This is a genomic window from Rhodopseudomonas sp. RCAM05734 (genome assembly GCF_052658035.1).
The window spans coordinates 1,494,495-1,518,717 of sequence record NZ_CP199742.1; the positions used below are offsets into that span (position 1 = coordinate 1,494,495).

21 protein-coding genes and 2 pseudogenes are annotated in these 24,223 nt (G+C 64.5%); 21 read left to right on the forward strand and 2 right to left on the reverse strand.

Going from position 1 to position 24,223, the window contains the following annotated elements; translation table 11 throughout:
- Positions 1 to 32: 32 nt before the first annotated feature.
- The 3 genes and pseudogenes from trpS to ACUXVA_RS07250 all read left to right on the forward strand — a co-directional run bounded on the left by trpS (position 33) and on the right by ACUXVA_RS07250 (position 2,472).
- Positions 33 to 1,083, forward strand: a pseudogene (gene trpS, locus ACUXVA_RS07240) (tryptophan--tRNA ligase).
- 144 nt (positions 1,084 to 1,227) lie between these two features.
- A complete protein-coding gene (locus tag ACUXVA_RS07245) occupies positions 1,228 to 1,722 on the forward strand; it encodes a universal stress protein (protein ID WP_265080915.1) in 495 nt (164 codons plus the stop codon).
- 180 nt (positions 1,723 to 1,902) lie between these two features.
- Positions 1,903 to 2,472, forward strand: a complete 570-nt coding sequence (locus ACUXVA_RS07250; protein ID WP_265080914.1) for a NifU family protein — start codon at positions 1,903 to 1,905, stop codon at positions 2,470 to 2,472.
- Positions 2,473 to 2,532: 60 nt separating this feature from the next.
- Here ACUXVA_RS07250 and ACUXVA_RS07255 read toward each other — a convergent pair whose 3' ends face one another.
- The gene (locus ACUXVA_RS07255; protein WP_265080913.1) at positions 2,533 to 4,206 is read right to left on the reverse strand and encodes a methyl-accepting chemotaxis protein; all 1,674 of its coding nucleotides are present in this window, start codon (positions 4,204 to 4,206) and stop codon (positions 2,533 to 2,535) included.
- Positions 4,207 to 4,585: 379 nt separating this feature from the next.
- On the opposite strand from ACUXVA_RS07255, the gene tsaB reads away from it, so the two are divergent.
- The 11 genes from tsaB to ACUXVA_RS07310 all read left to right on the forward strand — a co-directional run bounded on the left by tsaB (position 4,586) and on the right by ACUXVA_RS07310 (position 14,512).
- Positions 4,586 to 5,284, forward strand: coding sequence for a tRNA (adenosine(37)-N6)-threonylcarbamoyltransferase complex dimerization subunit type 1 TsaB (gene tsaB / locus ACUXVA_RS07260; RefSeq protein ID WP_265080912.1), 699 nt, complete (start codon positions 4,586 to 4,588; stop codon positions 5,282 to 5,284).
- Complete coding sequence (gene rimI / locus ACUXVA_RS07265) at positions 5,281 to 5,766, forward strand: ribosomal protein S18-alanine N-acetyltransferase (protein ID WP_265080911.1); 486 nt, start codon at positions 5,281 to 5,283, stop codon at positions 5,764 to 5,766. Before tsaB ends, rimI begins: the two co-directional genes overlap by 4 nt.
- A 69-nt stretch (positions 5,767 to 5,835) precedes the next feature.
- Positions 5,836 to 6,291, forward strand: coding sequence for a Fur family transcriptional regulator (locus ACUXVA_RS07270; protein ID WP_265080910.1), 456 nt, complete (start codon positions 5,836 to 5,838; stop codon positions 6,289 to 6,291).
- The gene (locus ACUXVA_RS07275; protein ID WP_265080909.1) at positions 6,288 to 6,950 is read left to right on the forward strand and encodes an HAD family hydrolase; all 663 of its coding nucleotides are present in this window, start codon (positions 6,288 to 6,290) and stop codon (positions 6,948 to 6,950) included. The genes ACUXVA_RS07270 and ACUXVA_RS07275 overlap by 4 nt, the downstream gene beginning before the upstream one ends.
- Before the next feature lie 266 nt (positions 6,951 to 7,216).
- Positions 7,217 to 8,617 (forward strand): tRNA (N6-isopentenyl adenosine(37)-C2)-methylthiotransferase MiaB, encoded by a 1,401-nt coding sequence (miaB, locus tag ACUXVA_RS07280; RefSeq protein ID WP_445491465.1) that lies wholly within the window; start codon positions 7,217 to 7,219, stop codon positions 8,615 to 8,617.
- A gap of 4 nt (positions 8,618 to 8,621) precedes the next feature.
- Positions 8,622 to 9,671: a PhoH family protein gene (locus ACUXVA_RS07285; RefSeq protein WP_265080908.1), complete on the forward strand. Its 1,050-nt coding sequence runs from the start codon at positions 8,622 to 8,624 to the stop codon at positions 9,669 to 9,671.
- A 65-nt stretch (positions 9,672 to 9,736) separates the two neighbouring features.
- Positions 9,737 to 10,258: an rRNA maturation RNase YbeY gene (ybeY, locus tag ACUXVA_RS07290; RefSeq protein WP_265080907.1), complete on the forward strand. Its 522-nt coding sequence runs from the start codon at positions 9,737 to 9,739 to the stop codon at positions 10,256 to 10,258.
- 1 nt (position 10,259) lies between these two features.
- On the forward strand, positions 10,260 to 11,369 hold the full coding sequence (locus ACUXVA_RS07295; protein WP_265080906.1) for a hemolysin family protein: 1,110 nt from the start codon (positions 10,260 to 10,262) through the stop codon (positions 11,367 to 11,369).
- Positions 11,366 to 12,973 carry an apolipoprotein N-acyltransferase gene (gene lnt, locus ACUXVA_RS07300; RefSeq protein WP_413776417.1) on the forward strand — a complete coding sequence of 536 codons (1,608 nt, stop codon included), beginning with the start codon at positions 11,366 to 11,368 and terminating at the stop codon, positions 12,971 to 12,973. Before ACUXVA_RS07295 ends, lnt begins: the two co-directional genes overlap by 4 nt.
- A gap of 280 nt (positions 12,974 to 13,253) precedes the next feature.
- Positions 13,254 to 13,670: a helix-turn-helix domain-containing protein gene (locus ACUXVA_RS07305; RefSeq protein WP_265080905.1), complete on the forward strand. Its 417-nt coding sequence runs from the start codon at positions 13,254 to 13,256 to the stop codon at positions 13,668 to 13,670.
- A gap of 77 nt (positions 13,671 to 13,747) precedes the next feature.
- A complete protein-coding gene (locus ACUXVA_RS07310; protein ID WP_265080904.1) occupies positions 13,748 to 14,512 on the forward strand; it encodes a tRNA (guanine(46)-N(7))-methyltransferase TrmB in 765 nt (254 codons plus the stop codon).
- A gap of 2 nt (positions 14,513 to 14,514) precedes the next feature.
- On the opposite strand, the gene ACUXVA_RS07315 is transcribed toward ACUXVA_RS07310, so the two are convergent.
- Entirely contained in the window at positions 14,515 to 15,609 is a 1,095-nt protein-coding gene (locus tag ACUXVA_RS07315; protein ID WP_265080903.1) for a DUF2336 domain-containing protein, read from the reverse strand.
- 342 nt (positions 15,610 to 15,951) lie between these two features.
- On the opposite strand from ACUXVA_RS07315, the gene rimP reads away from it, so the two are divergent.
- From rimP to rpsO, 7 genes and pseudogenes are all read left to right on the forward strand, one after another.
- On the forward strand, positions 15,952 to 16,731 hold the full coding sequence (rimP, locus tag ACUXVA_RS07320; protein WP_445491471.1) for a ribosome maturation factor RimP: 780 nt from the start codon (positions 15,952 to 15,954) through the stop codon (positions 16,729 to 16,731).
- Positions 16,732 to 16,734: 3 nt separating this feature from the next.
- Positions 16,735 to 18,346, forward strand: a pseudogene (nusA, locus tag ACUXVA_RS07325) (transcription termination factor NusA).
- 17 nt (positions 18,347 to 18,363) lie between these two features.
- Positions 18,364 to 19,254, forward strand: a complete 891-nt coding sequence (locus ACUXVA_RS07330; RefSeq protein WP_265080900.1) for an RNA-binding protein — start codon at positions 18,364 to 18,366, stop codon at positions 19,252 to 19,254.
- Positions 19,255 to 19,304: 50 nt separating this feature from the next.
- Positions 19,305 to 22,130 carry a translation initiation factor IF-2 gene (gene infB / locus ACUXVA_RS07335; protein ID WP_265080899.1) on the forward strand — a complete coding sequence of 942 codons (2,826 nt, stop codon included), beginning with the start codon at positions 19,305 to 19,307 and terminating at the stop codon, positions 22,128 to 22,130.
- A 162-nt stretch (positions 22,131 to 22,292) separates the two neighbouring features.
- Entirely contained in the window at positions 22,293 to 22,715 is a 423-nt protein-coding gene (rbfA, locus tag ACUXVA_RS07340) for a 30S ribosome-binding factor RbfA (protein WP_265080898.1), read from the forward strand.
- Positions 22,715 to 23,878, forward strand: a complete 1,164-nt coding sequence (gene truB, locus ACUXVA_RS07345) for a tRNA pseudouridine(55) synthase TruB (protein WP_445491474.1) — start codon at positions 22,715 to 22,717, stop codon at positions 23,876 to 23,878. The genes rbfA and truB overlap by 1 nt, the downstream gene beginning before the upstream one ends.
- 2 nt (positions 23,879 to 23,880) lie before the next feature.
- Positions 23,881 to 24,150: a 30S ribosomal protein S15 gene (gene rpsO, locus ACUXVA_RS07350; protein WP_265080896.1), complete on the forward strand. Its 270-nt coding sequence runs from the start codon at positions 23,881 to 23,883 to the stop codon at positions 24,148 to 24,150.
- Positions 24,151 to 24,223 lie beyond the last annotated feature (73 nt).

Here is a 24,223-nt window from a genome sequence, read left to right on the forward strand (position 1 = left end):
GAGTCCACATCGGCGCGCATGGGAACAGCACAATGCCGATCACCGAACGGGTTTTTTCTGGCGTCCAGCCGACGGGCAATCTGCACCTCGGCAACTACCTTGGCGCCATCGTCAATTTCGTCAAACTGCAGGAGACGCATAACTGCGTGTACTGCGTGGTCGACATGCACGCCATCACGGTGCCGGTGGCGGTATGGGGCGGTCCCGACGAACTGCGACGCAACACCCGCGAGGTCACCGCGGCCTTCATCGCGTCGGGTATCGATCCGAAAAAGCAGATCATCTTCAACCAGAGCCAGGTATCCGGCCATGCCGAGCTGGCGTGGATCTTCAACTGCATCGCCCGCCTGGGTTGGCTGAACCGCATGACCCAGTTCAAGGAAAAGGCCGGCAAGGACCGCGAGAACGCGTCGGTCGGCCTGTACGACTATCCGGTGCTGATGGCCGCGGACATTCTGCTCTATCGCGCCACCCATGTGCCGGTCGGCGAGGACCAGAAGCAGCATCTCGAACTGTGTCGCGACATCTCGCAGAAGTTCAACAATGACTTCTCGGAATCCATCGCGGCGCAGGGCCATAACGGCGTGTACTTCCCGATGCCGAAACCGGTGATCACCGGCGCGGCGACCCGCGTCATGAGCCTGCGCGACGGCACCAAGAAGATGTCGAAGTCGGATGCCTCCGACAATTCGCGCATCAACCTCACCGACGACGCCGATACCATTGCGCAGAAGATCTCGCCGGGCGAAGACCGATCCGGAGCCGTTGCCGTCGGAAGAGGAAGGGCTCAAGCCGCGCCCGGAGGCCGACAATCTGGTGGGCATCTACGCCGCACTGGCCGACAAGCCGAAATCCGAGGTGCTGCGCGAATTCGGCGGTGCGCAGTTCTCCGGGTTCAAATCTTCGCTGGCCGAACTCGCGGTGAGCAAGCTGGCGCCGATCGCCGCCGAGATGAAGCGGCTGTCCGGCGACCAGGCCTATGTGGATTCGGTGCTGGCCGACGGCGCCGAACGCGCCAACGCGATCGCATCGGAAACGCTGAATGCCGTGAAGGACATCATGGGCCTGGTGCGGAGAAAGTAATTTCTCACGCGCCGCGTTTCGGTTTCATCTCATTGCCACAATCGGCGCGGCGACGGCACGCCGCCGCGCCGTGCTTGTGGAACGATGCTGCGTCGTGGCAGCATGACGCAGCCGCAGTTCGTGCGGTTCAGCATCGGGACATGCATGAGCACCCAGAGACGCAGCTATGAATCCGGCCACAAGCCGAAATGTCTCGTGGTCGTTGACGACAGCGAGGAATGGGACCGCGCAGTCTATTACGCCAGTCGCTGGGCCGTGCGCGTAGGTGGCGGCGTGGTGATGCTGCGGGTGATCGAGACGGAAGATCTGAACCAGCAATGGCTGGGCGTCGCCGACATCATGCGCGCCGAGGCCGAGGAGGGCGCCAACACCGCGCTCGACCGTGCCGCCGGACGCGCCAACGGCATCGCCGCGATCACCCCGGAACGGGTGATCCGCGAGGGCGATTCCACCGAGCAAATCCTCGACGTGATCGACAAGGATGTCGATATCGCCATGCTGGTGCTGGCGGCCTCTGCCGGTCCCGAGGGGCCGGGGCCGATCGTCACCATGATGGCCAAGCTGGTCGGCGCATTCCCGATCCCGGTGACCATCGTGCCGGGCGGATTGACGGACCTGGAGCTCGACGCGCTGTCGTAGCGCCAAACTCGCCTGTCATCGCCCGCTTTCGCGGCCGCGACAGGCGAGGATGGCGCAGCTACCCCGGAATGACAGCCCAACGCCCCTTGATCGTGCGTTCCCCGTGGCCATCTGCTAGACAAGCCCATTCTCAACCGAGAGCGCGCCGGCCTTGAACCGGTGATGTACCGGAGATTGCTCATGTTTATCCAGACCGAAGCCACCCCGAACCCGGCCACCCTGAAGTTCATCCCCGGCCGCGACGTGCTCGCGAGCGGCACCATGGAATTCACCAGCCGCGCGGCAGCCGCGGCTTCGCCGCTGGCGGAGCGGCTGTTCGACGTCCCCGGCGTCACCAGCGTGTTCTACGGCTCGGATTTCGTCACCGTGACCAAGGATGCCAGCGACTGGCAGCACATGAAGCCGGCGATCCTCGGCGCTATCATGGAACACTATATGTCCGGCGGTCCGCTGATGGCCGACGGCAGTGTTTCCGGTGACGTGGCCGTCAATGGTGAGGAAGAGTTCTTCGCCGAGGCCGACGCCGAGACGGTGGAGATCATCAAGGACCTGATCGAGACGAGGGTACGTCCGGCCGTTGCCAATGACGGCGGCGACATCACCTTCCGCGGCTTCAAGGACGGCATCGTCTATCTGAACATGAAGGGATCGTGCGCCGGCTGCCCGTCGTCGACGGCGACGCTGCAGCACGGCATCCAGAACCTGCTCAAGCACTTCGTGCCGGACGTGGTGGAAGTCCGTCCGATGTAGACAGCGCAGCGTGCCGGCCGTGCTTTGCGCGGCCAGCGTCGCGGTGATCGGGCCGCGCTGCTAGCGGCCGATGCTGGCGGCCTCGGCCGCTGCGCGCTGCATGCTCGACGACATCTCGCTTGTCACCGTGCTCTGTTCCTCGACGGCCGCCGCCGTGGCCGTGACGTATTCACTGACGTTCTGGATTTCCTGCTTGATCGCGATCAATGCGGAGACCACATCGCAGGAAATGCCATTGAGGCTGCCGATCTCGCTGCCGATCTTGTCGGTGGCCTGCTTGGCCTGGTTGGCGAGGTTCTTCACCTCGGACGCCACCACAGCGAAGCCGCGGCCGGCTTCACCGGCGCGCGCAGACTCGATGGTCGCGTTGAGGGCCAGCAGGTTGATCTGACCGGTAATATTTCCGATCAGTTCGACGATACCGCTCATGGCTTGCGCTGCAGAGCTGAGGCGCTGGGCCTGTTCGTCGGCTTGCTCGACCTTGCTCACCGCCGACATCGCGGTGTTCTTCGATTTCATCATCGCCTCGGAGATTTCGCGCACCGAGGCATTCAGCTCTTCGGCGCCGGCGGCGACGGATTCCATCATTCCGCGGACCCGATCGCTCTTCATGCGGGCAATCACCTGCTCGGTGGTGTCGGTGGCGTATTTGACGACCTTGAACGGCTTGCCGTTGAGGTCGAGGATCGGATTGTACGACCCCTGGATCCAGACATCGCGACCGCCTTTGCCGACACGCTTGTATTCGGCGGCCTGGTATTCGCCGCGGTTCAGGCTGGCCCAGAATTCACGATAGGCGGAGCCGTCGCGTTCCGACGGGTCGACGAACATGCTGTGGTGCTTGCCCTTGATCTCGCCGAGCGAATAGCCCAGCGCGTGCAGGAAATTATCGTTGGCATTGAGGACGGTACCGTTCATGTCGAACTCGATCACCGCCTGCGATTTGCCGATCGCGGCGATCTGGCCGGCGAGGTCGGCGTTTCTGAGTTTCTGCTCGGTCACGTCGGTCGCGTACTTGACGACCTTGTACGGTTTGCCGCGCTCGTCGAAGATCGGATTATAGTTGGCGAGAATCCAGACTTCCTTGCCGCCTTTGCCAATGCGTTTATATTCAGCGGCCTGGTACTCGCCGCGGTTCAGTTTCGCCCAGAATTCGCGGTAGGCCGCGCCGTCGCGTTCCGCAGGCGCGATAAACATGCTGTGGTTCTTGCCCTGGATTTCCGGCAGCGTGTAACCGAGCGCGCTCAGGAAATTCTCATTGGCAGTGATGATGGTGCCGTCCATCCCGAACTCAATGGAGGCCTGCGCCCGGCCGATTGCCGTCACCTTTGCCGTAAATTCCAGGTTCTGCAGCCGAAGCGTCGAATCGGACCATTCGACCACCGTGCCGACGCGGGTGCCATCCTTGTTCTTGACGGGCGTCGCGACGAGGTCGAAAATTCTGCCGCCGACCTTGATCGTGGCGCGATGCGTCGCCTGCAGGCTTTCGAGCATCTGGCGCTGATGGGCGGGGTTCTTGTGAAAGACGTCGATATTGCTGCCGATCAGCTTGGCAACGCTGAAGCGCGGGAGGTCTTTCTGGATATCGGCCTCGGCCTCGCTCAGCAGACCGACGACAGCCTCGTTCATGTAAACGATATTGTGGTCGGCATCGGCGACCATCACATTCGCTGTCAGAATATCCGTTGCAAGGGATTTGGCCTGCTCGCTTCTGCTCGGACGGCGATTGAACATGTTTTGGTTCCAATGTTGTCGGGGATTGCGCGCCGTTCGGTGTTTGAAATGCAAACAGACGGGCGCCATCACGGTCGATGGACGATGTGCATCATCGGCTCCATTCGCGAAGATTTTGTTAAGTGGGAGTTCCGTAGAAATGCGGGAACCCCTGCAACTAAAGGGTGTTACGTCGCGGAACAAAAATGTCGCACCTTGTCCTCCCTGCTTGTCGAGTTGAAAAAAATTCCCTAGAGGCCAACTGCGATCTGCCGGTATCGCGCAACGTATCCGACCAAATTGCTGCGACGCGAGATCTGCCGCGCGGCCGAATCGGCGCGCCCAAAATGAGTTGTGGGCAGCGTGCAAAATTGCTCACAAGTCATGCTAAAGATTGCAAATGCTGATCCTCGCCATCGATACCGCCCTCGATGCCTGCGCCGCCGGTGTGCTCGACACCCGCGTCAGCCGGCTGATCGCCCATGAATCGTTGCCCATGAAGCGCGGCCATGCCGAAGCGCTGATGCCGCTGATTGCGCGGGTCATGGCGCAATCCGGCATCGGCTTCGCCGACCTGGGTCGTATCGCCGTCACCACCGGACCCGGCAGTTTCACAGGCCTGCGGGTCGGGTTGTCCGCGGCGCGCGGACTCGGCCTCGCCGCCGGCAAGCCGGTAGTCGGCGTGACTACCCTGACGGCCTACGCCGCGCCGGTGGTGAGCCGCAACGAGCCGCATCCGATCATCTCCGCCATCGATGCCCGTCATGACCACGTCTATTTCCAGGTGGTTGCCGGCGACGGCAGCCCGCTGATCCGCCCACGCGTCGCGCCGGTTGGCGAGGCGCTGGAAGTCGCGCGGCTTGGCGCGCCGCATATCGTCGGCAACGCGGCGCAGATCCTCGCCGACAGCTGGCCAGCCGACGCCGCCCCGCCGCTGCAGGTCGATGCACAACCGGCGCCCGACATCACCTGGATCGGCTGGCTCGGCGCCGCCGTCACCCCGGAGAATGCGCCGGCCCGGCCCTATTACCTGCGTGCGCCCGACGCCAAGCCGCAGATCGATCCGCTGCAGAAAGCCACGCAGGCCGCCGCGTCATGACGGCTTGGCTGTCGCGCCTGTGGAGTCGCCGACCTGCCGTGGTCGAGCCTGCCACCCTGCGCGACGCGCGCGCTTTGGCGCGGCTGCACGGCGCCTCGTTCCATCGCGGCTGGGGCGAGACCGAATTCGAGCAGATGCTCGGCGAAGGCAACACTCTGGTGCACCGGTTGCGCCAGGGCCCCGCCGTCATCGGCTTTGCGGTGTCGCGGATGGCCGCGGATGAGGCGGAAATCCTGTCCATCGCGCTCGCTCCCGCGCATCGCGGCCGCGGTCTGTCGCGGGAGTTATTTCTCACCCATCTCGGCCATCTCGCGGGCCGCGGCATCCGCACCGTGTTCCTGGAAGTCGAGGAAAACAATCAGCCGGCGAGGCGGCTGTATGAACGGACCGGATTTGTCGTCGCAGGGCGCCGCGAACGCTATTACAAGGAGGCCGGCGGCCAGGAATTGAACGCCTTGGTGATGCGCCGCGACTTGTCGTAAGGCGTGCGCGGTGGCACAAGGGGCGACATTTGCAGCGCGCGATCGCTCGCCGCGCCGAAAGCTCAAAGCATGACAGCATTCAAACCCACGCCTGCGCTGAAGGCCACCGGAATCGAGGCGCGCTGCGCCGCCACCGGCATGCGCATGACCGAACAGCGCCGCGTCATCGCGCGCGTGCTGGCGGAAGCGGTCGATCATCCGGATGTCGAAGAACTGTATCGCCGCTGTGTTGCCGTCGACGACAAGATCTCGATCTCCACGGTGTATCGCACCGTCAAGCTGTTCGAGGATGCGGGCATCATCGAACGCCACGATTTCCGCGAAGGCCGCGCGCGCTACGAGACCATGCGTGACAGCCACCACGACCACCTGATCAATCTGCGTGACGGCACGGTGATCGAATTCACCTCCGAGGAAATCGAGAAGCTGCAGGCCGAGGTCGCCGCGCGTCTCGGCTACAAGCTGGTCGACCACCGGCTCGAGCTGTATTGCGTGCCGCTCGACGAGGATAAGTCGGCCAAGTGAGTTTCGATCTCGTCATTTTCGATTGCGACGGCGTGCTGGTCGACAGCGAGGCGCTGGCCTGTGTGGTGCACGCCGAGGTGCTGACGGCGCACGGCTACGCGATATCAGCCGAGCAGGTGCATGATCGCTTTCTTGGCCGCTCGTCGCGTGAGGCGCGATTCGAGGTCGAGACGGAAATGGGCCGCGTTTTGCCCGATGAGTACACGGTCGATCTTAAGGCGGCCATCGACCGGGTGTTCGGCGAGCAGCTCACGCCGGTGCCGCATGTCGCCGAAGCGCTCGCGAGACTGTCGCTGCCGATCTGCGTGGCGTCCTCGGGCACACCGACGCGGATTGTCAGCAGCCTGACCACGACCGGCCTGCGCGATCGTTTCGGGCCCCACTTGTTTTCCGCGAGCCAGGTCAGCCATGGCAAGCCGGCGCCGGACCTGTTCCTGTTCGCGGCGGCCGAAATGGGCGCGACGCCTGCGCGCTGCGTGGTGGTCGAGGACAGCGTGCCCGGGGTCACCGGTGCGGTGGCTGCGGGCATGACCGTGCTCGGTTTTCATGGCGGCGCGCATTGCCGGCCAGAAACCGCCGCGGCGCTGAAAGCCGCCGGCGCGACGGCCATCTTCGGCGATATGCGGGAATTGCCCGGCTTGGTTGGGCAGGAAGCTTAACCGCCCCCTCCGCTGTCATCGCCCGGCCTGCGCGCAATAGCGCGCCAGGACCGGGCGACCCAGTAGGCGCCGGCAGTGGTGATGGAGCCATAGGAGTGCCGGTTACTGGATCCCCGCATGCGCGGGGATGACAACCGAGATTGTCGCTCGGGATTCGACAAGTCATTGAAAATTCAGATATTTCTCAATCGGGCTGGATTTTCCGGGCGTTCCCCTATATCTGAAGCCCGCGCAGCAAGCGCCGCTCCATCCAGCATTCAGGTTTCATGACCCCGCCGCGCAAGCTGCATATCAAGTCCTATGGTTGTCAGATGAACGTCTACGATGCCCAGCGCATGGTGGACACGCTGGCGCCGGAGGGATTTGTCGAGACGGCAAGTGTCGACGATGCCGATCTGGTGATCCTCAACACCTGCCACATCCGCGAAAAGGCCTCGGAAAAGGTCTATTCCGAACTGGGCCGGCTGCGCGTCGCCAAGGACGTGGCTGCCGCCGACGGCCGCAAGATGAATATCGTGGTGGCCGGCTGCGTGGCGCAGGCGGAAGGCAACGAGATCATCCGCCGCGCCCCGGTGGTCGATGTGGTGGTCGGGCCGCAGAGCTATCATCATCTGCCGCAACTGCTGGCGCGGGCCAAGGCCGGCGGGCGGGCGCTGGAAACCGAGTTTCCGGTCGCGGACAAGTTCGGCTTCCTGCCGCCGCCGAAGCCGGCGGCGATCTGCGCCCGCGGCATCTCGTCGTTCGTCACCGTGCAGGAAGGCTGCGACAAGTTCTGCACCTTCTGCGTGGTGCCGTACACGCGCGGCTCGGAAGTGTCGCGCCCGGTGGCGAAGATCGTCGACGATATCAAGCGGCTGGCCGACAACGGCGTGCGCGAGATCACCCTGATCGGCCAGAACGTCAACGCCTATCACGGCGACGGGCCGGACGGTCGGCCGTGGCCGCTCGGCACTTTGCTGCGCCATCTGGCCGATATCCCGGGCATCGAACGGCTGCGCTATTCCACCAGCCATCCGTGCGACGTCGAGGACACGCTGATCGAGGCGCATCGCGATCTGCCGCAGCCGATGCCGTTCGTGCATCTGCCGGTGCAGTCCGGTTCTGACCGGATTCTGGCGGCCATGAACCGCAAACATACTGCAGAAGATTATCGCCGGGTGATCGATCGTTTTCGCGGTGCGCGGCAAGACATTGCATTTACGTCGGATTTCATCGTCGGCTTCCCCGGCGAGAGCGATGAAGATTTTGATGCGACCCTCGCACTCGTCACACAAATCGGTTACGCTGGTGCATATTCGTTCAAGTATTCGTCCCGGCCGGGCACGCCGGCGGCGGACATGCAGGAGACGGTGCCGACAGCAGTGATGGACGAGCGCTTGGTGCGACTTCAGGAACTGATCGACAGCCAGCAATCGGCCTTCAACACGGCCACGATTGGCGCAACTGTTGATGTGCTGTTCGAGCGCGCCGCGCGTAATCCCGGCCAGATCGTCGGCCGCACCGCTTGGCTGCAGCCGGCCCATGTGATGGCCTCAGACGATATCATCGGCCAGGTCCTGCCGGTTCGCATCGAGAGCCTCGAGCGCTACAGCCTGCTCGGCTCCCTCGTCGCCACGCCGTCACCGCAGCCCGCGCAGCACGCGCATTCCCCCACCACTGGAGCCTGAACCCTTGCCCAAAAGCGCATCGGATTCGCCTACGCTCGCTGCCCGCAAACTCGATACACAAGTCCAGCCCGAGACGCAGGTCGTCGTTGCCTTCGACGACAACCGCGCGGCATCGTCGCTGGTCGGCCCCTACGGCCAGAACCTCGCGCTGGTGGAGCGCAGGCTCAACGTCGTGGTGGATTCCCGCGGCAACCACATCACCTTGACCGGCACCCGCGATGCCTGCGACGGCGCCCGCCGCGTGCTCGAAACGTTGTATGCCCAGGCGATGACCGGCCACGACATCGCGCAAGGCGACGTCGAGGGCGCGATCCGCGCCACGCTGGCGCAGGGCTCGCTGTTCGCCTTCGATCCCAAGGCCGCGAAGGCCTCGACCTTCGAGGCGATCAACCTGCGCAAGCGTCCGGTGCGCGCCCGCACCGCGGCTCAGGACACCTATATCCGCGCGCTGAAGAGCCACGAACTGGTGTTCGGCATCGGCCCCGCCGGCACCGGCAAGACCTGGCTGGCAGTGGCGCAGGCTGCGCAACTGTTCGAGCGCAAGGAAGTCGACCGCATCATCCTGACCCGCCCTGCGGTGGAGGCCGGCGAGCGACTGGGCTTCCTGCCCGGCGACCTGAAAGAGAAGGTCGATCCCTATCTGCGCCCGATCTACGACGCGCTCTATGACCTGATGGATTCGCGCATCGTCGAGCGCGCGCTGCAGACCAACGAAATCGAGATCGCGCCTCTGGCCTTCATGCGCGGTCGCACGCTGACCAACGCGGCGATCATTCTCGACGAGGCGCAGAACACCACCTCGATGCAGATGAAGATGTTTCTGACTCGGCTTGGCGAGAACAGCCGCATGATCGTTACCGGCGATCCCAGCCAGGTCGATCTGCCGCCCGGCCAGACGTCCGGCCTGGCGGAAGCCGCGCGCCTGCTCGACGGCATCACCGGCATCGCGCAGGTCAAGTTCAAGGCGGAAGATGTGATCCGGCACGAACTGGTGGCGCGCATCGTCTCCGCCTATGAGGGAATGTCGCAGAAGCCGGCAACCACAAAGTCCTGAAGTACACACCTCACGCTGCCGGCGAATCCGCAATCGGGCTCGTCGGCGAAAGAAGCTACTGAACGATGACGACGCATACACTTCCCGCGACAGAGGTTCTCATTGTCGCCGACTGCTGGAACGCCGAGGCCGAGGCCGAAGCCATCATCTTCCGCGCCATCGAGGCGGCGGCGGGGATGGTCGATGCTGACACCGGCGATGCCGAGCTGGCGGTCATGCTGACCGACGACGCCGGCATCCGCACCCTGAACCAGAACTGGCGCGGCATAGACAAGCCGACCAACGTGCTGTCGTTTCCGGCGCTGCAGCCGCCGTCCGGGCAGGAGGCCGACGATGCGCCGCGCATGCTCGGTGACATCGCGATCGCCTACGAGACCACACGCCGCGAGGCGGACGACGAGGGCAAGCCGTTTCCCCACCATCTCAGCCATCTCAGCGTGCACGGCTTCCTGCATCTCGTCGGTTACGACCACGAGAAGGACGGCGAGGCCGAGGTCATGGAAGAGCTGGAGCGCGACATCCTCGCCACCCTCGGCATTCCCGATCCCTATGCCGAAAAAGATCCATCGACGGATCGGGTGGTCTGACATGCCGGAGGGCGACCCTAGCAACGACAATCCGAACTCCACGGCGAACCTGCCAGCGGTGATCCACGACGGCGAAGTCATGCGGCCGTCGGCCGAGAGCTGGCTGACCCGCGCGATCCGGCAACTGTTCGGCTGGAAGCCCGGCTCGGTGCGCGCCGATCTCCAGGTGGTGCTGGATGCCTCGACGCCGGACGAGACCGGCTTCTCGCCCATCGAGCGCACCATGCTGCGCAATATCCTCGGCCTGCACGAACGGCGCATCGCCGACGTGATGATCCACCGCGCCGACATCGTCGCCGTGAAGCAGGATATCTCGCTCGGCGAGTTGATGGGCCTGTTCGAGAGCGCCGCGCATTCACGCTTGGTGGTCTACAACGAGACGCTCGACGATCCCGTCGGCATCGTCCACATCCGCGACCTCCTCGCTTACATGACCACCAAAGCGCGCGTCACCGTCACCACCGTCGCCAAGCGGAAGAAGGTGCTGCCGGCGGGCCTCGACCTGCGCGCCGTGGATCTCGCGGCGCCGCTCACCGCAACCGGCATCATCCGCAAGTTGCTCTACGTGCCGCCATCGATGCGCGCCATCGATCTGCTGGCACAGATGCAGGCGTCGCGAATTCACCTGGCGCTGGTGGTCGACGAATATGGCGGCACCGACGGCCTGGTCTCCATCGAGGACATTGTCGAGCAGATCGTCGGCGAGATCGACGACGAGCACGACAGCGACGAGGCGCCCTCGATCGTCAAGCAGGGTGATTCCTTTATCGCCGACGCCCGCGCCAGTCTCGAAGATGTCATCGCCATGGTCGGCGAAGAGTTCGTCACCGGCGAAGCCGGCGAAGAGGTTGAAACCCTGGGCGGCTACCTGGTCACCCATGTCGGACGGCTGCCGGTGCGCGGCGAGGTGATTTCCGGTCCCGGCAATTTCGAGATCGAGGTGCTCGACGCCGATCCGCGCCGGGTCAAGCGGCTGCGCATCGGGCCGCGCAAGGAGCGCCCGGTGGTGCGTGCGCGCACCGCCCGCCGCGGCGATGGCGGCTCCGACGCCGTGCAGGCCAATGACAATTCAGGCCTGTCGCAGGCCGGCGACGGTGCGAGCTCATCGTGACTTTCAACAAACTGCGTAGCGTCGGCCTCTCGATCATCCTGGCCTGGGGCTGGAAGCGCGCGGCGATCGCCGTGGCGGCCGGTGCGCTGTCGTCGCTGGCGATGGCGCCGTTCAACGCATGGCCGGTGCTGTTCGTCACCTTCCCGGTGGTAGTCTGGCTGATCGACGGCTCCGCGGCCGGCCGGATGCGTGGCGTGCCCGCCGCGGCCATGGCCGGCTGGTGGTTCGGCTTCGGCTATTTCGTGCCGGGCCTGTACTGGATCGGCTATGCCTTTCTCGTCGATGCGCAGATCTTCGGCTGGCTGCTGCCGGTGGCGGTCTGCGGGTTGCCGGCCTATCTGGCGCTGTTCACCGCGCTCGGCTTCGCGCTGGCGCGGCTGCTGTGGACCAGGGACGCGTCGCGCGTGCTGGCGCTCGCTGCCAGCCTGACCATCGGCGAATGGTTGCGCGGCCATGTGCTCACCGGCTTTCCCTGGAACACGTTCGGCTACGCGCTGACCGAACCGCTGGCGCTGGCGCAGAGCGCCTCTCTGATCGGCATTTGGGGCCTGACATTCGTGACGGTGGCGATCTTCGCCAGCCCCGCCGTGCTGATCGACGGGCGCGCCCGGATGCGCCGGCCATGGCTGGCGCCAGCGGCGGCATTGCTGCTTCTGGCGACGATGGGGCTGTACGGCGTGGTGCGACTGTCGCAGCATCCGACTCAGATGGTCGCCAAGGTGAAGTTGCGCATCATGCAGCCCAACGTGCGGCAGGATGTCCGCTTCAACTATGCCGCCAAGGCGGACGTGATGAAGCAATACCTGGCGCTGTCGGATCGCGCCACCGGCCCGCAATCCAGCGGCGTCGCCGATGCCACCGTGCTGGTGTGGCCGGAATCGGCGTTTCCGTTCTTCCTGTCGCGCGAGGCCGACGCGATGGCGCAGATCGCCGATTTGCTGCCGAAGGGTACCGTGCTGGTCACCGGCGCGGTGCGCCCTCCCGACCAGCCGCCCGGCACGCGCATCAGCCGTGCCTATAATTCTATTTATGTGATCGATCACGATGGCACGATCCTGTCCGTGTACGACAAGCTGCATCTGGTGCCGTTCGGCGAATATCTGCCGTTCCAGGACTGGATGGAAAAAATCGGTTTCGTCCAGCTCACCAAGGTGCAGGGCGGTTTTATTCCGGGCGACCGGCGCCGGACCATGGAGATTCCGAACGCGCCGCGGATGCTGCCGCTGATCTGCTATGAAGCGATCTTCCCTGGCGACGTGACCTCACGCGACGATCGTCCCGGCTGGATCGCCAACCTCACCAACGATGGATGGTTCGGCATTTCGACTGGGCCCTATCAGCATCTGCAGCAAACCCGGGTGCGCGCCATCGAGGAAGGACTACCGGTCGTTCGCGCAGCGAACACCGGAATCTCCGCGGTGATCGATCCCGTCGGGCGCTTTGTGGCGCGACTCGGACTCGGCGTCGAAGGCGTGCTGGATTCCGGCCTTCCCACTGCCATTCCACAGACAATTTATGCACGTATCGGTGACATTCCAGCGGCGATGATCGTTGCGCTGGCAATCATCGTCGCGGTGCGTCGGCGCAACGCCCGGCGGATCTGAAAGCGTTGCTGCACAGGCATTTCTTGCGACGACCGCGGCATTTCGAGCGGACGCCGCGGCGAGACTGGAGGCCCGAAAAGGCCAGTCCGGTAAAATTCTAACGATCGCGTTCTCAGGTGTTGGGAATTGGCCATGTGCGTGGCACAAAATTTTCGCTTAGGAAAATTTGCACGGGTGCCAAAATCGATTACGATACGTCCATACCGTTACGGAGCGTGGTGCGAACATTGAGGCCCGCTTTCGAACGGCGTGTCTGCCACGCGATCGAGGAGTGTTTGCGATGTCCACCAAAGCGCCCAATCCTGTTGACAAATATGTCGGCAGTCGTGTGCGCATGCGGCGCATCATGTTGGGTATGAGTCAGGAAAAGCTCGGTGAGGCGCTGGGGCTGACATTCCAGCAGGTGCAGAAATACGAGAAGGGCACCAACCGCGTTGGCGCCAGCCGGCTGCAGCAGATCTCGGAAATCCTTCAGGTTCCGGTATCGTTTCTGTTCGAGGGCGGCCCCGGCGCCACGCTCGGCAGCGACGGGTTCGGCGAGGCGGCGTCGCCGGCCTATGTCTCGGACTTTCTTGCCACCTCCGAGGGGTTGGCGCTGACGCGTGCCTTCACGCGGATTACCGACAGCAAGCTCCGCCGCAGCATCGTTGAGATGGTCGAGCAGATCGCCGCGCGCGAACCACCGGACAGCCGCTGAACGTTGCACGGAGTTTCGTCGCGGCCGGTATTGCCGGCCGTTGGCATCCGCTGCGGTTCGGCTGTATCACTCCCGCGATGACAACCGCACCCGCCGATTCCGACGATCACCATGACGATGCCAGCGACGGTGCTCCGGCGTTTGGCCATGACGCCGGCCAGGGCTCGTTCTTCGGCCGCCGCAAGGGCCACAAGCTGCGCTCGCACCAGGCCGACCTGATCGCCGGGTTGCTGCCGCGTCTTGCCCTCGACATCGCCGGCGCGCCGCCGGCCGAGCTGCGCTCGTTGTTCGCGTCGGAGGTCGATGACGTCCGCCTCGAAATCGGATTCGGCGGCGGCGAACATCTGGTCGCGGAGGCGCTGGCGCATCCGCGCACCGGTTTCATCGGCTGCGAGCCCTACGTCAACGGCATGGCCAAGATCCTGTCGCAGATCGAAGCGCACGACGTGCGCAACATCCGCCTCGTCGCCGGCGATGCGGCTGAACTGCTGGCGTGGGCGCCGCCGCAGTCGGTGGTGCGCATCGACCTGATCCATCCCGATCCGTGGCCGAAGAAGCGACACTGGAAGCGGCGCTTCGTGCAGGACGCCACGCTTGCGGCAATGGCCCGGGTGCTCAGGGCGTCCGGCGAATTCCGCTTCGTCCATGACATCCCGGATTACGTCGCCTGGACGCTGTGGCATCTGTCGCGTGCGCCGGATTTCATCTGGACCGCCGAGCGTGCGGACGACTGGCGCCTGCCGTGGCCGAACTACACAATGACGCGCTACGGCCGCAAGGCCACCCGCGAAGGCCGCAAGGCGGCGTACCTAATTTTCAAAAGAACGGCGGAGACGCGGTAAGCCTAGGCGGTCATGGATTTGGGATCGCGGGTCTGCCAGAAGGTCAGCACGCGCTGCGCAGTCGCCGGTACCAGACGCTCGAAGTTGAGCCGGGCTTCCTCGACATCTGCCGCGGCAGTGGAACGCCCAGGCCCCATCCGCAATGCCATCAGTGCGCGAATCGTCGCCCAGGATATTCCGATCGATTTTCCGAGAATCAGGATCGGATCGTCGCGGTCGCCCTTGAGCAGATGGTCGATGGTCTCGATCCGCACGCCGGACATCGCCGCCAGCGCAGCCGCAGTTTCTTCATACTGGTGGGCGCGCGCGAAGCGCAGCAGCGTACCCTCGTTGAGGTCGTCGGCCTGGTGCAGCTTGTTGATCGCGCGTTGCGCCGTCGCGAAGTCGCGGATCACCAGCATATGCCGCGGCGACCCGGTGATTTCCTCCATGGCGCGATTGATGGCGGCCTTCTGGTCCGGCCTCGCCGACTCGAACAAGCGGCGGCGAACCACGTCGATCGAACGCGACAGGAGGTCCTTGAGCTGAGGGCCGGTCAGGTCATTGCGCTGTCCGACGGTCACGGCGAGCACGCCGTCGTCGCCGGCGCGCCGGATCAGGCCGGAATAGCCGACGATGGAAAACTGTGCGCCGCCATTGCTGGCGACCTGACGGATGACATCGCGATCGCCACGGCGAACGATGACGTCGGTGATTCCCGGCGACAGCGTCGGACGGTGGGTGATCGCGAGCAGATGCGGCTGACCCTTGACGCGCGCGATGTCGACCAGCGTCGGCTCGTCGATGAGCGGCGAATGGCGCAGCAGGGGGCCGGCAATGGTGATCTCGTCGTCACGTACCAGCAGGTTGACCAGTTGCGGTGGCGCGTTGGCGAGGGACGACAGCCGCTCCGCCAGTTCGCCGCGGGCCTCGATCTCGGTCTGCGGCACCAGGCTGACCAGGATGCCGTCGAACAACTCGACATGGTTGGGCTGGAAATGTGCGGCGCCCTGCACGAACAGATCGGAGATCTTGCGCAGCGCGTCGCCGCGACGCCGGGGATCGCCGTTTTTGACGATCTCCTCCAGCCCGGGAATGAAGGCATGCGCCACTGTCATAGAAACCTGCTTAACGCTCGCCGCTCAGACGGCTTTGCGGAAGGTAATGCGGCTTGATGAAGGAAGGGTTAGCTGAGAAAACGTGATCCGATTACCGGCGAAATCGGCGGTTTGGGCCTCTCGGCCCTTGCCCGTGCCCCGCAAAACGGCTATATCGGCGGCAACTTATGGTTTCTCATACGATCGCGTTTGAGAGTGGGCCCCTCGGGACCCGCTCTTTTTTATTACCTGAATGGACCCCTGCCGGCACGGCGGGGTCGGTGCAGGAGCTAACGGCCGGGCCGAAGCCCGGCTTCGCCTCATCTCACAACCGTTACAGCCAGACAGATCTTGACGCCGGACATGACCGATCCAATCGCCGATAAAGTGGATCTCGAACTGCTTTCCGAGCCGCGCCTGGTTATTGAACCGGGTGCCGCCGCGCGGGTGTCCGCGATTGCCGGTCCGGTGTTGCAGGGCATGGGCTACCGGCTGGTCCGCATCAAGATTTCCGGCGAACTCGGCTGCACCGTGCAGATCATGGCGGAGCGCCCTGACGGCACCATGCTGGTCGAGGACTGCGAGGCGATCTCGCACGCTCTGTCGCCGGTGCTGGACGTTTCCGATCCGATCGAGCGCGCCTACCGGCTGGAAGTCTCCTCGCCGGGGATCGACCGTCCGCTGGTCCGCCGCACCGATTTCGAGCGCTACGAAGGCTATCTGGTCAAGATCGAGATGGCCGTGCCGGTCGGCGGCCGCAAGCGGTTCCGTGGCCTGCTCGGCGCCATCGAGGGCGACGTGGTGTTGCTGGACCGCGAAGGCGCCCGCGACGGCGAAGACCCCATTACGCGGCTGCCGCTGGAAGATATCTCCAACGCCAATCTGGTTCTGACCGACGATCTGATTGCGGAATCGATGCGCCGCGGCAAGCAGGCCGAGCGCGACATGAAGCAGAGCCTCGGCGTTTTGCCCGCGCCGCCGCCGCACGCCAAGCGCAGCGACCCCACCAAGAGCTTTGCACCGAAGCCGAAACTCAAGGCCGCGAAGAAAGCGGCTGCGAAACCTGCCCCTAAGAACACCAAGGAACACCGGCTGGCCGCTGAAAGACAGCGGCTGGGCCTCGACCCCACCGAAGGAGACTGAGCCATGGCAGCTGTCAGCGCCAATAAACTCGAATTGCTTCAGATTGCGGACGCGGTCGCGCGGGAGAAATCCATCGACCGCGGCATCGTGATCGAGGCGATGGAAGACGCGATCGCCAAGGCGGCGCGGGCGCGCTACGGCTCCGAAACCGACGTGCATGCCGAGATCAACCCGAAGACCGGCCAGTTGCAGCTCACCCGCCACATGCTGGTGGTCGAGGACGTCGAGAATTCGTCCAACCAGATTTCGCTGTTCGATGCCGAACGCGCCAATCCCGGTGCGCAGATCGGCGATACCATCGCCGACACCCTGCCGCCGCTGGAATACGGCCGCATCGCTGCGCAGTCCGCCAAGCAGGTCATCGTGCAGAAGGTGCGTGAGGCCGAGCGTGACCGCCAGTTCCAGGAATTCAAGGATCGCATCGGCGACATCGTCAACGGCATCGTCAAGCGCGTCGAATATGGCAGCGTGATCGTCGATCTCGGCCGCGGCGAGGCCATCGTGCGCCGCGACGAGATGCTGCCGCGCGAAGTGTTCCGCAACGGCGACCGCGTCCGCGCCTATATTTTCGACGTTCGTCGCGAGACCCGCGGCCCGCAGATTTTCCTGTCGCGCACCCATCCGCAGTTCATGGCGAAGCTGTTCGCGCAGGAAGTGCCGGAAATCTATGACGGCATCGTCGAGATCAAGGCGGTTGCCCGCGATCCCGGGTCGCGCGCGAAAATCGGCGTGATTTCAAGGGATTCCTCGGTCGATCCGGTCGGCGCCTGCGTCGGCATGCGCGGCTCGCGCGTGCAGGCCGTGGTCAACGAGCTGCAGGGCGAGAAGATCGACATCATCCCGTGGTCGCCGGATATCGCCACCTTCGTGGTCAACGCGCTGGCGCCGGCGGAAGTCTCCAAGGTCGTGATCGATGAAGATCGCGAGCGCATCGAGGTTGTCGTTCCCGACACCAATAACCAGACTGTCTCTTGCGATCGGGCGTCGCGGCCAGAACGTGCGTCTGGCCTCGCAGCCGACCGGCTGGGATATCGACATCCTCACCGAGCAGGAAGAATCCGAGCGCCGTCAGGCCGATTTCGAAAATTCGACCCGCGTCTTCATGGAATCCCTCAATGTCGACGAAGTCGTCGGCCAATTGCTGGCGTCCGAGGGGTTCACGTCGGTGGAAGAACTGTCGATGGTCGACCTCAAGGAATTGGCCAGCATTGAAGGCTTCGACGACGAGACCGCCGCAGAGCTGCAGAGCCGGGCGCGCGAATTTCTCGAACAGCTCGAGTCTGAGCTCGAAAACAAACGTAAGGAACTGGGTGTGGAAGACGCATTGAAGACGGTACCGGGCGTGACCTCCAAGATGCTGGTCAAGTTCGGCGAGAACGACATCAAGAGCATTGAGGATCTCGCCGGCTGTGCGACCGACGATCTGGTCGGCTGGACCGAGCGCAAGGAAGGCGCCGAGCCGACCAAGCATCCGGGCATTCTCGACGCTTCGGAAATCTCGCGTGAAGACGCCGAGCGCCTCATCATGCAGGCGCGCGTTGCTGCGGGCTGGATCACCCAGGCGGATCTGGACAAGGGCGCCGAGGTCGACGCCACCGAAGATCAGCCGGTTTAAGGAACGATGCCACGCGCATGCTCGCCCCCGCTGACCCGGCAGATCTCGACAACGGACCTCGGACCAACAAGTCCGGGACCGAGAGGATGTGCGTGGTCACGCGCAGCGTGCGCCCGATCGATGAGCTGATCCGTTTTGTCGTCGCGCCCACGGGCGAGGCGATCCCGGATCTGAAGCGCAAGCTGCCCGGCCGCGGGCTGTGGGTGACCGCTTCCCGCAAGGCCGTGGCCGAAGCGGCAAAGCGCAATCTGTTCGCCAAGGGCTTCAAGAAAAACGTCAAGGCGTCCGCCACGCTGGCGGACGACACCGACCGGCTGATGGTCCGCGGCGTCATCGAAGCGCTGGCGATCACTGCCAAGGCCGGCCAAGTGGTGTCCGGCTTCACCAAGGTCGCCGATGCGCTGCGGCAGCGCCAGGCCAAGGGACTGATCCACGCCTCGGACGGCGCCGCCGACGGAATCCGCAAACTGGACGGAATCGCCCGGCAAACCTCGTTGCTGGAGCAGGAATTCCAGCAAGAGCGGGCCTCTCAGGCGCCTTCGGCTGCTGATGGTGCTTCCGAATTGCCCTCCGAAGGACTATCTGAAGAGCTGCAGGCGCCACCGGCCCTGCGCGAACTGCCCATTGTCACTGTTTTGACGTCCGACGAATTGGATTTGGCATTAGGCAGGTCAAATGTGATACATGCTGCCCTGCTCGCGGGTCCGGCGAGCAAAACGTTCCTGTCGCGCAGCCAGACACTGGTCCGATACCGGATGGCGGACGACGGCACAGCAGGCGTTGGCGGCAAGGTTAAAACGACGGCCAGACACGTAGTGAGTGAGCCTTCGGCGACCGGGATCCTGGCAACAGGGACTTTGGAGCCTGAGGCTTTGGCGACGGCTAAACCGCCGGCGACGCAGGATTGATGGAACAGACGGTGCGGACACGCACAACGCAACAAGATTGGGACTGCTGAATGGTTGATACGAAAACGCCTGGCGACAAGACTCTGAGTGTTCCTTCCAAGACTCTCTCGCTGAAGCCGCGGGTGGAGACGGGAACCGTGCGTCAGAGCTTCAGCCATGGCCGCACCAACGTGGTGGTCGTCGAGAAGCGCGGCAAACGCCGCATTCCCGCCGAAGCCCCGGCGGCTGCGCCGACGCCTCCACCCGCTCCCGCCCATGTGGCAGCAGCGCCTGCGCCCGCACCGGTTGCACCGGCGCCAGTGGCTGCGGCTCCTGCTGCTGTTGCGCCGGCTCCCGTTGCAGCAGCCCCGGTCGCGGCCGCTCCCGTTGCAGCAGCCCCGGTGGGCCCCGGCCCCAACATGACCCGGCCAGCGCCGACGCCGTCAGCTCCGGCGCCCCGTCCGCCGATGGGCCGTGGCGCGCCGCCGGCGCCGCCGTCGCGCGCGCCAGTGGGCCGCCAGTCCAGTCCGCCGAGCCGGCAGTCGAGCCCGCCGAGCCGCAGCGGTTCCGGCGTGGTGTTGCGCACCCTGACCGAGGAGGAGAAGAACGCACGCGCCAGCGCGCTGGCCGATGCGCGCCTGCGCGACATCGAAGAGCGCCGCCTGGCCGAAATCGAAGCCGCCCGCCGCAATTCCAAGGAAGGCATTGCCCAGGCCGAGCGCGAAGCCGCCGAAGCCCGCAAGAAGGCCGAGGACGAGCGTCACCGCATTGAGGAAGAGGTCAAGGCCAAGGCCGAGCGCGAAGCCAAGAAGCGTCAGGCCGAAGCCGATGTGAAGGCCGCCGCTGCCGCCAAGGCCGCAGGCCTGCCGCCGCCGCGTGCGCCCGGCGTCGCCGCCGATGCCACCGACGAGGACGAAGGTCCGCGCCAGGTCCGCCGTGGTCCCGGCGGCGTTGCCCGTCCTGTCATGGCTGCCAAGCCCACCGCCAAGCCGGCGCCTGCCAAGCAGCGCGGCCGTCTCACCCTGGTAACGGCACTGAGCGCCGACGACGTGCGCGAGCGTTCGATCGCCTCGTTCCGCCGCCGCACCCAGCGCCTGAAGGGTCACCAGTCGAACGAGCCGAAAGAAAAGCTCATTCGCGAGGTCATCATCCCGGAAGCGATCACCATCCAGGAACTCGCCAACCGTATGGCCGAGCGCGCCGTGGACGTGATCCGGATGCTGATGAAGCAGGGCCAGATGGTCAAGATCACCGACGTGATCGACGCCGACACCGCCCAGCTGATTGCCGAAGAGCTCGGTCACACCGTCAAGCGCGTCGCCGAATCCGACGTGGAAGAAGGTCTGTTCGACACGGTGGACGATTCCACCGACGTAGAGCCGCGTTCGCCCGTCGTCACGGTCATGGGCCATGTCGATCACGGCAAGACCTCGCTGCTCGACGCGCTGCGTCACGCCAACGTGGTGTCCGGCGAAGCCGGCGGCATCACCCAGCACATCGGCGCCTATCAGGTCACGTCGCCGGAGAGCGGCAAGAAGATCACCTTCATCGATACGCCGGGCCACGCCGCGTTTACCGCGATGCGCGCCCGCGGCGCCAAGGTCACCGACATCGTGATCCTGGTGGTGGCTGCCGATGACGGCGTCATGCCGCAGACCATCGAAGCCATCAACCACGCCAAGGCGGCGAAGGTGCCGATGATCGTGGCGATCAACAAGATCGACAAGCCCGATGCCAAGGCGGAGCGCGTGCGCACCGAACTGCTGCAATACGGCGTCCAGGTCGAATCCTTCGGCGGCGAAGTGGTCGACGTCGAAGTCTCGGCGAAGAACAAGACCAATCTCGACAAGCTGCTCGAGATGATCGCGCTGCAGGCCGAGTTGCTCGACCTCAAGACCAATACCGAGCGCCCTGCCGAGGGCACCGTGATCGAAGCTAAGCTCGATCGTGGCCGCGGTCCCGTGGCCACCGTGCTGGTGCAGCGCGGTACCCTCCGGGTCGGCGACATCATCGTCGCCGGCGCCGAGATGGGCCGCGTCCGCGCGCTGATCAGCGATCAGGGCGTGCAGATGACCGAAGCCGGCCCGTCGGTGCCGGTCGAAGTCCTCGGCTTCAATGGCCCGCCGGAAGCCGGCGACCGCGTCGCCGTGGTCGAGAGCGAAGCCCGCGCCCGCGAAGTCACCAGCTACCGTGCCCATCAGAAGCGCGAGAAGTCCGCATCGGCCATTTCCGGCATGCGCGGCTCGCTCGAGCAGATGATGAGCCAGCTCAAGACCACCGGTCGCAAGGACTTCCCGCTGGTCATCAAGGCCGACGTGCAGGGCTCGCTCGAAGCGATTTTGGGATCGCTGGAGAAGCTCGGCACCGACGAAGTCGCCGCGCGCATCCTGCATGCGGGCGTCGGCGGCATCAGCGAATCCGACGTCACGCTGGCGGAAGGCTTCAACGCCGCCATCATCGGCTTCTCGGTCCGTGCCAACAAGGAAGCCGCCGCGCTGGCCAAGCGCAACGGCATTGAGATCCGCTACTACAACATCATCTACGACCTCGTGGATGACGTGAAGAAGGCAATGTCCGGCCTGCTCGCGCCGACCCTGCGCGAGACCATGCTGGGCAATGCCCTGATCCTGGAAGTGTTCAACATCTCCAAGGTCGGCAAAGTCGCGGGCTGCCGCGTCACCGACGGCACCGTGGAACGCGGCGCCAATGTGCGTCTGATCCGCGACAACGTCGTGGTGCACGAAGGCAAGTTGTCGACCTTGAAGCGCTTCAAGGACGAAGTGAAGGAAGTGCAGTCCGGTCAGGAATGCGGCATGGCGTTCGAGAGTTACGGCGACATGCGCGCCGGCGACATCATCGAGTGCTATCGCGTCGAGACCATTCAGCGCTCCCTGTAGGTCCGGATCTTTCTGTAAGTCCAAGTCTTACAGTCAGCCGGAGCAACGAAGAGGCGTCATGGCCGGGAGTTTTCCCGGCCATCAATGCCTTTGTCAGACTCAATGCGAAGTCGTGGATGCCCGCACTACCGGCGGGCATGGCGCAAGCTTTGGAACTCAGCGATGCCCAAGCATCATCAAAAAACCTCGACCCCCGGCGGCTCGCAGCGACAGTTGCGGGTCGGCGAAATCATACGTCACGCGGTCGCCGACATCCTGTCCACCGGCGGCGTCCACGATCCCGTGCTGGAAACCAACCTGATCACCGTGCCCGAGGTGCGGATGTCGCCGGACCTCAAGCTCGCCACCGTCTATGTGATGCCGCTCGGCGGCCGTGACACCGACAAGGTGCTGAAAGCGCTGGCCGCCAACAAGCCGTTCATCCGCACCGCGGTGGCCCGCAAGGTGAACCTCAAATTCGCCCCCGATCTGCGTTTCCGTATCGACGAACGTTTCGACGAGGCGGATCGCATCGAAAAACTGTTGCGCACGCCCGCCGTGCAGCGCGACCTCGAACAAAATTCGCAAGAACCGGAAGATAATTGATGACCGTGACGACCCCAGACGCCGCCCTCGATTCGCAGATCGAAGAACCGACCGGCGTTGAAAAAAGCATGCCCTCCCATGACGGTCATGGCGACCATACGGCCCATGTGCCGGCCATCGCCCCGCGGGGCGCCGAGGCCGATGCGCAGCAGGGCCGCGACGATAACCGTTCGCGCGGCGGCAAGCAGTCGCGCCAGCAGGGTCAGGTGCGCCGCGACAAGCGCGACGTCCACGGCTGGGTGATCCTCGACAAGCCGATCGGCATGACCTCGACCCATGCGGTCGCCGTGGTGAAGCGGCTGTTCCAGGCCAAGCGTGCCGGCCATGCCGGTACCCTGGATCCGCTGGCGTCCGGCGGCCTGCCGATCGCCATGGGCGAAGCCACCAAGACCGTTCCCTTCGTGATGGACGGCCGCAAGCGCTACCGCTTCACGGTCACCTGGGGCGAGGAACGGGATACCGACGACACCGAGGGGAAGGTGACGTTCTCCAGCGACATCAGGCCGACGGCCGAGCAGATCCGCGCACTGCTGCCGCAGTTCATCGGCAATATCGAGCAGACCCCGCCGCAATATTCCGCGATCAAGATCGCCGGCGAGCGCGCCTATGACCTGGCGCGCGACGGCGAAGTGGTGCCGCTGGTTCCCCGGCCCGTCGTGATCCACGATTTTGTCCTTACAGAACAGCTAGATGGCGGCCACTCGGTGTTCGAGGCCGAATGTGGCAAGGGCACCTATGTGCGGGCGCTGGCCCGCGACATGGGCCGTCTGCTCGGTTGTTACGGCCATATCAGTGCGCTCCGGCGCACGCTGGTCGGTCCATTTGCCGAAGCCGACATGATTCCGCTGGAACAGTTGGAGGCTTTGTGCGATAGAGCCGCGTCTGGCGAGGGTCACCTCGCCGACGCGCTACTGCCCGTTGAGACCGCGCTGGACGACATCCCGGCACTGGCCGTCACACGGGCAGATGCGGCAAGGCTCCATCGGGGCCAGGCCGTTTTGTTGCGCGGACGGGATGCGCCCAATTGTAGCGGCACAGTTTATGTCACGGTGGCAGGCCGGCTTCTGGCCCTCGCCGAGATTAACAATGGCGAACTCATCCCCAAGCGCGTCTTCAACCTGACCGGACTGACCGCCAGTTCGGCTCGCAAAGAAAGTGTTTGACGATGTCGATTACCGCAGAACGCAAAGCGGAAGTCATCAAGACCAATGCCAACAAGGCCGGCGATACCGGTTCGCCGGAAGTTCAGGTTGCGATCCTCTCGGAACGCATTGCCAACCTGACCGGCCACTTCAAGACCCACGTCAAGGATAACCATTCCCGCCGTGGTCTTCTGAAGCTCGTCTCGACGCGTCGTTCGTTGCTTGACTACATCAAGCGCAAGGACGAGGCGCGCTACAAGGCGCTGCTGGCGAAGCACAACATTCGTCGCTAAGGCAAACCGCGCGCGCAACTTGTTGCGCGCGTTTTTGCATCAATTGTAGTGCGGGCCAAAAGCGGGCCGCACG

What these genes read in the sequence shown, in the direction of transcription:
- rbfA (WP_265080898.1), top strand. Translation starts at nt 22,293, where the DNA reads ATGCCCAAGCATCATCAAAAAACCTCGACCCCCGGCGGCTCGCAGCGA.
- rimP (WP_445491471.1), top strand. Translation starts at nt 15,952, where the DNA reads ATGACCGATCCAATCGCCGATAAAGTGGATCTCGAACTGCTTTCCGAG.
- ACUXVA_RS07310 (WP_265080904.1), top strand. Translation starts at nt 13,748, where the DNA reads ATGACAACCGCACCCGCCGATTCCGACGATCACCATGACGATGCCAGC.
- ACUXVA_RS07295 (WP_265080906.1), top strand. Translation starts at nt 10,260, where the DNA reads ATGCCGGAGGGCGACCCTAGCAACGACAATCCGAACTCCACGGCGAAC.
- ybeY (WP_265080907.1), top strand. Translation starts at nt 9,737, where the DNA reads ATGACGACGCATACACTTCCCGCGACAGAGGTTCTCATTGTCGCCGAC.
- ACUXVA_RS07255 (WP_265080913.1), bottom strand. Translation starts at nt 4,206, where the DNA reads ATGTTCAATCGCCGTCCGAGCAGAAGCGAGCAGGCCAAATCCCTTGCA.
- tsaB (WP_265080912.1), top strand. Translation starts at nt 4,586, where the DNA reads ATGCTGATCCTCGCCATCGATACCGCCCTCGATGCCTGCGCCGCCGGT.
- infB (WP_265080899.1), top strand. Translation starts at nt 19,305, where the DNA reads ATGGTTGATACGAAAACGCCTGGCGACAAGACTCTGAGTGTTCCTTCC.
- ACUXVA_RS07330 (WP_265080900.1), top strand. Translation starts at nt 18,364, where the DNA reads ATGCTCGCCCCCGCTGACCCGGCAGATCTCGACAACGGACCTCGGACC.
- ACUXVA_RS07315 (WP_265080903.1), bottom strand. Translation starts at nt 15,609, where the DNA reads ATGACAGTGGCGCATGCCTTCATTCCCGGGCTGGAGGAGATCGTCAAA.
- ACUXVA_RS07245 (WP_265080915.1), top strand. Translation starts at nt 1,228, where the DNA reads ATGAGCACCCAGAGACGCAGCTATGAATCCGGCCACAAGCCGAAATGT.
- ACUXVA_RS07250 (WP_265080914.1), top strand. Translation starts at nt 1,903, where the DNA reads ATGTTTATCCAGACCGAAGCCACCCCGAACCCGGCCACCCTGAAGTTC.
- rpsO (WP_265080896.1), top strand. Translation starts at nt 23,881, where the DNA reads ATGTCGATTACCGCAGAACGCAAAGCGGAAGTCATCAAGACCAATGCC.
- rimI (WP_265080911.1), top strand. Translation starts at nt 5,281, where the DNA reads ATGACGGCTTGGCTGTCGCGCCTGTGGAGTCGCCGACCTGCCGTGGTC.
- truB (WP_445491474.1), top strand. Translation starts at nt 22,715, where the DNA reads ATGACCGTGACGACCCCAGACGCCGCCCTCGATTCGCAGATCGAAGAA.
- ACUXVA_RS07305 (WP_265080905.1), top strand. Translation starts at nt 13,254, where the DNA reads ATGTCCACCAAAGCGCCCAATCCTGTTGACAAATATGTCGGCAGTCGT.
- ACUXVA_RS07270 (WP_265080910.1), top strand. Translation starts at nt 5,836, where the DNA reads ATGACAGCATTCAAACCCACGCCTGCGCTGAAGGCCACCGGAATCGAG.
- miaB (WP_445491465.1), top strand. Translation starts at nt 7,217, where the DNA reads ATGACCCCGCCGCGCAAGCTGCATATCAAGTCCTATGGTTGTCAGATG.